This is a genomic window from Pseudomonas sp. (assembly GCF_050739995.1).
Taxonomy (GTDB): Bacteria; Pseudomonadota; Gammaproteobacteria; order Pseudomonadales; family Pseudomonadaceae; genus Aquipseudomonas.
This window is the reverse complement of sequence record NZ_JBOICG010000415.1, coordinates 1-6387: the sequence shown is the minus strand read 5'-3', so window position 1 is coordinate 6387 and position 6387 is coordinate 1. Positions and strand designations below refer to the sequence as shown.

5 protein-coding genes and 1 pseudogene are annotated in these 6387 nt (G+C 60.7%); 5 read left to right on the top strand and 1 reads right to left on the bottom strand.

From position 1 onward, the window contains the following. Positions 1 to 68: 68 nt before the first annotated feature. Positions 69 to 2171 carry a TonB-dependent receptor family protein gene (locus ACRESD_RS13770; protein WP_431751407.1) on the bottom strand — a complete coding sequence of 701 codons (2103 nt, stop codon included), beginning with the start codon at positions 2169 to 2171 and terminating at the stop codon, positions 69 to 71. A gap of 173 nt (positions 2172 to 2344) precedes the next feature. Between ACRESD_RS13770 and ACRESD_RS13765 the strand changes: the two genes are divergently transcribed. The 5 genes and pseudogenes from ACRESD_RS13765 to ACRESD_RS13745 form a co-directional block, all read left to right on the top strand. After that, positions 2345 to 2680, top strand: coding sequence for a YceK/YidQ family lipoprotein (locus ACRESD_RS13765; protein ID WP_431751406.1), 336 nt, complete (start codon positions 2345 to 2347; stop codon positions 2678 to 2680). Between the two features lie 57 nt (positions 2681 to 2737). Further along, positions 2738 to 3094: a YceK/YidQ family lipoprotein gene (locus tag ACRESD_RS13760; RefSeq protein WP_431751405.1), complete on the top strand. Its 357-nt coding sequence runs from the start codon at positions 2738 to 2740 to the stop codon at positions 3092 to 3094. A 141-nt stretch (positions 3095 to 3235) separates the two neighbouring features. After that, entirely contained in the window at positions 3236 to 4993 is a 1758-nt protein-coding gene (locus ACRESD_RS13755; protein ID WP_431751404.1) for a carbamoyltransferase family protein, read from the top strand. Next, on the top strand, positions 4994 to 5890 hold the full coding sequence (locus tag ACRESD_RS13750) for a GNAT family N-acetyltransferase (RefSeq protein WP_431751403.1): 897 nt from the start codon (positions 4994 to 4996) through the stop codon (positions 5888 to 5890). Next, a pseudogene (locus ACRESD_RS13745) lies at positions 5887 to 6387 on the top strand (PIG-L family deacetylase); the annotation flags it as partial. The gene ACRESD_RS13750 and the pseudogene ACRESD_RS13745, both read left to right, overlap by 4 nt.

The window sequence follows — 6387 nt, the reverse complement described above, 5'->3', positions numbered from 1 at the left end:
TCTACCTGACACAACGCGGCGGCCTTATTGGGGCGGCTGCGCAGCCCAGCGCGGGGCAAGTGGGGGGGTTAGAACTGGTATTCGGCACCGGCGCCCGCATACCACGAACGGCCAGGGGCTGCTTCGTAATAGCGGCCGTTGCCGTCACCCACAATCACCGAGCCGACGTACTGGCGATCCAACAAGTTATCCAGGCGCAATGTCTGGTGAAAGGTCCAGTGTTCTACCTTCTGCTCGAACCGTGCGCGCCAGTTGAACACGCTGTAGCCCGGTGCTGCATGTTGCTGGTTGGTGTCTTCGACGTAGACCTTGCTGCGGTACATGCCTTCGACGGCGGTGCTGACCCAGTCGCGAGGCTTCCAGTTCAGCTCGGCGAACAGCGTGGTTTGCGGCACGCCGGGGAGGTAGTTGCCTTTGTCGATTGTCGTGCTGCCGCCGCTGACGAAGTCGCTGTCGTAAGTGGCTTGCAGGCGGGTGTAGGCGAGGTTGGTGCTCCAGTGTTCGCTGAGTTGGCTTTCCAGGCCCAGTTCAAAACCACGGCGCAGGGTGCGTCCGGCGTTCTGGTAAGTGGTGCGGCCACCGCTGGATTGCTGTACCACCAACTCGTCTTCGGTAGTGATCTGGAACACGGCGGCGTTGACGCGGGTGTCCTGGCCGATGCGGGCTTTCAGGCCCATTTCATACTGTGTGCTGACTGACGGCTTGAGCGCGAAGTTGAAGCCATTCGAGGTGCTGGAGTACGCCGATTCCGCCTGGGTCGGTGTCTCGAAACCTTTGCCGGCGCTCACATAACCGTGCAAGTCAGGCGTGAACGCGTACATCACGCTGACCGAGGGTGTGTTCTTCTGGTAGGTCTTGCTGCCGCTGTCATTGCCGTCGCTGAGGAAGTGGTCGTCCACGTCCATCTTCATGGTGCTGTGACGCAGGCCGGCTTGCAGGGTCCAGTCGCCCAGCAGCCAATTGGCTTGCACGAACGGGTCGAGGCTGGTGGCGGTGTCGATTTCATCGCGGCCCAGGGCGCCTTTGGCACCGTGTACACCGTTGAGCGTATTGGAGTAGCCCTGGCGATCATCCTGGCTGCGGTCGTAGTCCAGGCCGGTGATCAGGGTGAGGTCGCCGGGCGCGCTGGTGATGGGTTGCAGCCAGTGGATGGAGCCGCCGTAGAACTTGCGGTCGAAGGCGACCACACCGCCACGGGCGTTTGCTGGGTTAGGAGCGCCGCTGGCAAATTTATCGGGGATCGACAGGTACTGAATCACGCTCCGGCGCCCCGTGTATGCATTCACCTGCAGCGTCGCATCGCCGAAATACCGTTCGTAATTCATGCCCAATTGCTGGTGATCGATACTTTTCCGCGTGTTGTACTGCAGCGCGGCGGGAGCGACCGAGCGCGGGTCTGCCTTGTACGCCGCCCAGGTCTGCCCCAGCGGGTCCTGCGTGCCGTTCTGCTCCAGGCTGCTGTAGATCAGCGCCAGCTTGCTGTCGTCATCCGGCTCGACGTTGAGCTTGGCGAAGGTCTGGTCGCGACGGGCGCTGCTGTGGTCGCGGTAGCCATCGGTGTCCATGCGCGAAGCATCGAGCACGAAGCCCGCGCCATTGGCAGCGCCTTCGGCGGTGAGGTGGTTCTTGCTCATTCCATCGCTGCCCACCAGGGTTTCGGCGCCGATGCGCGGTGGGCCTTCGCCGTCGCGGGAGAACATCTGGATCACCCCGCCAGCATTGCTGCCGTACAGCGTGGCTGCCGGGCCGCGTAGCACTTCAATGCGTTCGGCGGTGTCGAGGTTGAAGGTGGCCGCCTGCCCCTGGCCGTCCGGGGTGCTGGCGGGAATACCATCGGCAATCAGCTTGATACCGCGCACGCCAAATGCCGAACGCGCGCCGAAGCCGCGAGAGGAAATCTGCAAGTCCTGGGCATAATTCTGGCGATTCTGCACCACCAGGCCCGGCACGCGGGACAGGGCTTCGGAGGCGTTGATGCCGAGTTGGCCGTCGCTGATCTGCTCGCGGCTGATGCTATCCACCGAGTAGGGCAGATCGAACGTCGGGCTAGCGCTGCGTGAGCCAGTGACCACGCTGGGGTCGAGCACCAGCGCAGTGTCTTCAGCCAGTGCCACGTCGCACAAGGCGAAGAGGCCGGGCAGTAATAGGGTGAAGCGGGAAACGCTGTGCATGAGTCTGCCGAAGTTCGTGGCGCTTAAGATGTAAACGCGCAAAAGGGCGCGAGTTTAATGGCTCAACAGCTTTTTACCATTTCGGATTTTTCTCACGCTACACGTCGGTGTGCATGAGGTAGGTCGGACATCGTGCCGATGCTAGCGTGGCGGCTCATTCGAGAGGGCTGGTCATGACCTTGAAAGTCACTGCTGCAGTAAGCATCGCTACGTTTGTATTAAGCGGTTGCGGAACACTGAATACCGTATTGCGTGATGATGTGGCGGCAACCCGTGAGTTGCGCAAACAAAAGACCTATTGTCAGTCCATTCCCCGTGTCTACAGTGGTTTGGCGTTTGATTTTTGCATGCTGAATGCCCCGCCGGACATGACGGGCGTTCTGGTGCCTTTGGTGCTGGTGGACATGACGGCCTCGGGTATTGTTGATACCGTGGTGCTCCCTTATACGATTTACCAGCAAAGCGTGCTGGGCAATATGGGGATTTACTGGCGGCCAAGCGGTTCGTGAGCAAAGGATATAGTCGGGGTGAGCTCGATTTCACCCTGCCAAATAAAAGGAGGTTCCATGAGTCATGGACCCAGAACGCTGCTTGTCGCCACCTTGCTGGTTCTCTCGGGGTGCGGAACGATCAATACGGTCTTTCGTCCCGACGCCGTGGCCAGCCAGAACCTCAAGGACTCGCGCAGCCATTGTGAAAATGTACCGCGGGTCTACAGCGGTGTGATCTATGGCTTTTGTACGCTCAATGGTGAACCCCAGCCTGAAAAAGGCTTGAACGGCAGCCACCTGTCGAACTCAGCGGGTAACGCATTTCCTATCATCGCCATCGAGGCGGTCGCCTCGGGCGTGATGGATACATTGGTGTTGCCCTACACGATCTACCGTCAGAACAAGGACGGCAGCATCGAGATCTATCGCTGACCCTCTTGGCGCTTGCCGCTAACAGCTTCCCACTGCTTTTACGCTATAATCCCGCCCTTTAGCTGTTTCCTGCCCAGGCGGGAGGCACACTTTTTTCAGGCGCAACCCGCCTGCATGCAGACTAAAAGAGGCTAGACCCCTGTGGCATTGACGATTCTTGGCCTGTCCGGCGCCCTTAGCCATGATCCTTCCGCAGCCTTGTATATCGACGGCAAGCTGATCGCGGCCGCCGAAGAAGAGCGTTTCGTACGCGACAAACATGCAAAGAACCGCATGCCTTACGAGTCGGCGAAGTTCTGCCTGGAACAGGCCGGCATCAAGCCTTCCGACGTTGACGTAGTGGCGATCCCTTTCGCCCCGATCAGCCTGTTCGGCGAGGCGCGCTGGCACTTCGCCAAGCGTTACTGGTACGCCCCGGACCGCGCCCTCGACGCGATCCTGATGGGCAACCGTCGCTACAAGCGCTATCGCAACAAGATCGTCTGGTGCCTGGAGCAACTGGGCTTCGATCCGAAGAAAATCAAGATCGAACCGGTTGAACACCACCTGGCCCACGCTTCCAGCGCCTATCACTGCTCCGGTTTCCAAGAGAAAACCGCGATCCTCGGCATCGACGGCAAGGGCGAGTACGCCACCACATTCTTCGGCTACGGCGAAAACGGCAAGATCCACAAGATCAAGGAATTCTACGATCCGGACTCCCTGGGCGGCCTGTACGGCGCAATCACCGAGTTCCTCGGTTTCGAGATGCTCGACGGTGAGTTCAAGGTCATGGGCATGGCGCCGTATGGCGACGCCAGCAAGTACGATTTCTCGCGCCTGGCCTCCTTTGAGAACGGCGAGTTGGTGATCAACACTGACTACGCGAACGTCATTGGCCTGCGTCGCTACAAAGAGAAGGGCAAGGGTTTCTACTTCTCGCCAAAACTGATTGAGTGGCTGGGCCCGAAACGCGAAGGCGACATCGCCGACGAGCCGTACATCCACTACGCCGCCAGCATGCAAGCGCTGTTCGAGAAATTGGCCCTGCAGATGATCGACCACTACTTGGGCGACATCCTCAAGGACACCGGCAAGCTGGCCTTCGCTGGCGGCTGTGCGCTGAACGTGAAGCTGAACCAGAAGATCATCGCCCGCGACGACGTGAAAGAGCTGTTCGTACAGCCGGCGTCCGGCGATGCCGGTACCGCGGTGGGCGCGGCCGCCTATGTGTCCCACGCCCGTGGTGTACCGGTCGAGAAGATGGAACACGTCTACCTCGGTCCGTCCTACAGCAACGAAGACGTGATCGCGGCGTGCGCCAAGCACGAGAGCAAGCCGAACTGGCGCAAGATCGAGAACATGCCCAAGCGCATTGCCAAGATTATGGTCGACGGCAACCCGGTCGCCTGGTTCCAGGGTCGTATGGAGTTCGGTCCGCGTGCCCTGGGCGGTCGTTCGATCATCGGTTGCCCAAGCGCCACTGGTGTGGCTGACCGCATCAACCACCAGATCAAGTTCCGCGAGCGCTGGAGGCCTTTCTGCCCGTCGATGCTCGACACCGTCGCTCCACAAATGATCAAGGTCGATCATCCGGCACCGTTCATGACCTTCACTTTTGAAGTGGCGGAAGAGTGGAAGACCCGTGTGCCGGAAGTGGTCCATGAAGATGGCACTTCCCGCGCCCAAGTGCTCAAGCGCGAGTACAACCCGCGCTACTACGACATGATGAAAGAGCTGGAAGTACTGACTGGCAACGGCGTGTCGCTGAACACCTCGCTCAACCGTCGTGGCGAAGCGATGATCTGCTCGCCGACCGACGCGCTGAACATGTTCTTCGGCTCGGACCTGCAGTACCTGATCATGGAAGACATCCTGGTGGTCAAGGACGGCGTGGACCCTTATGACGCTGTGGTCTAAATGCTGAACCGCTTCCAGGGTTGGCGTGAACGTGGCTGGGCGCCTGTCGAGGCCGAGGTTTACGCCCAGGCCTGGCAGCGTTACGGCGGCAGCGTGGCGACTCATCCACAGGTGATCGAGCGCTTGGCCGAGCTGGCGCAGATTCCCGTGCGTTACCTGGGCTGGGAGCAGGATGGCGAACTCAAGGGGGCGATTGCCGCTTGGGGGCGCGACCTGGCCTTGTCCAAGGACGTGCTCAAGCGCAATGGCAAGAAAGGCCTGTTTGACCTGGGCAATGCCGAGATCATCTTGCCGGTTGCTGCCGAGGCGCAGGCCCCCTTGCGTCACCGTGCACGTTACCTGTCGGCGCTGAACGAGGGGCGTGTCAGTACCCTCAGGCCCCAGGCCGAGCAATTGGCCATGGCGCGCACCCCTGAAGAACTGTCGAAGAAGTTTCGCTATAACCAGCGCCGTGAGTTGCGGTTGCTGGAAGAGGCGGGCGGTGTGGTGCGGGCGGTGAGTGAGTTCTCCAGCGTGGAGTTGGCGGCGATTTATTGCGATTTGTTCCAGCGCCGCTGGGGTTTTCCGGCCGCCGGAGCAGCACGCCTGGCCGAGGTGCTGGAGCTGCTCAAGGAGTTTCTGTTCGGCTCGGTGCTGTTTCTCAATGACGCCCCGATTGCCGTGCAGTTGGTGTATCAAGTGGAGTCCACTGAGTGGTTCAGCGCCGAGTACGTCAACGGTGGTGTCGACCCTGAGACCCGCGCATTCAGCCCTGGTAGCGTGCTGAGCTTTCTCAATACCCAAAGTGCCTGGGAGCAGGCGCGGGCAGCCAACAAGGCGCTGCGCTTCTCCTTCGGGCGTTCCGACCGCGAATACAAGGAGCGCTGGTGCAACCCGGTGCCGGTGTTCAGCGTATGAGCCGCAAACAGCAACTGCTCAAGCGCCATCGACGCAATAAGCGTATCGCCCTGTTGATCGGCCTGTTGGTGTTGATCGCGGCCGGTGTGCTGGTGGCCTGGTGGTTGCCGTTGGTGCTGGCGGTCGTGCTGTGGGCGGCCCATGAGGCGTGGTTTGCCGATCACTTGTTCTACTCGCCCAAAGACGACTATGAGTACGCTTTCCCGACGGGTAGCGAGCAACCGGGCCTGCGTCTGGAGGCGGGGCGACTGGTGCTGGATTCTCCGCTGGGCGTTGATGAAACCCTGATTGTCGGTATCGAGTTGAAGCGTTCGTGGCTCGGGCGCTTCGTGGACCCAACGGTAGAGATACTGGGCCTGGATTCGCCGGACCGACAGGTGTTCGAGCGCGGGGTTGCCGGGCGACGTTACCTCAACCTGACCGGTGCCGCAGAAGCGTTGACGGCAGGCAAGGTCGAGTTGCGCGGGCGTTGGTGCCGGATCAAAGGCCAGCCGACG

Excerpts from the sequence above, each read along its gene's own strand:
- ACRESD_RS13760 (WP_431751405.1), top strand. The coding sequence starts at position 2,738 with ATGAGTCATGGACCCAGAACGCTGCTTGTCGCCACCTTGCTGGTTCTC.
- ACRESD_RS13765 (WP_431751406.1), top strand. The coding sequence starts at position 2,345 with ATGACCTTGAAAGTCACTGCTGCAGTAAGCATCGCTACGTTTGTATTA.
- ACRESD_RS13750 (WP_431751403.1), top strand. The coding sequence starts at position 4,994 with ATGCTGAACCGCTTCCAGGGTTGGCGTGAACGTGGCTGGGCGCCTGTC.
- ACRESD_RS13770 (WP_431751407.1), bottom strand. The coding sequence starts at position 2,171 with ATGCACAGCGTTTCCCGCTTCACCCTATTACTGCCCGGCCTCTTCGCC.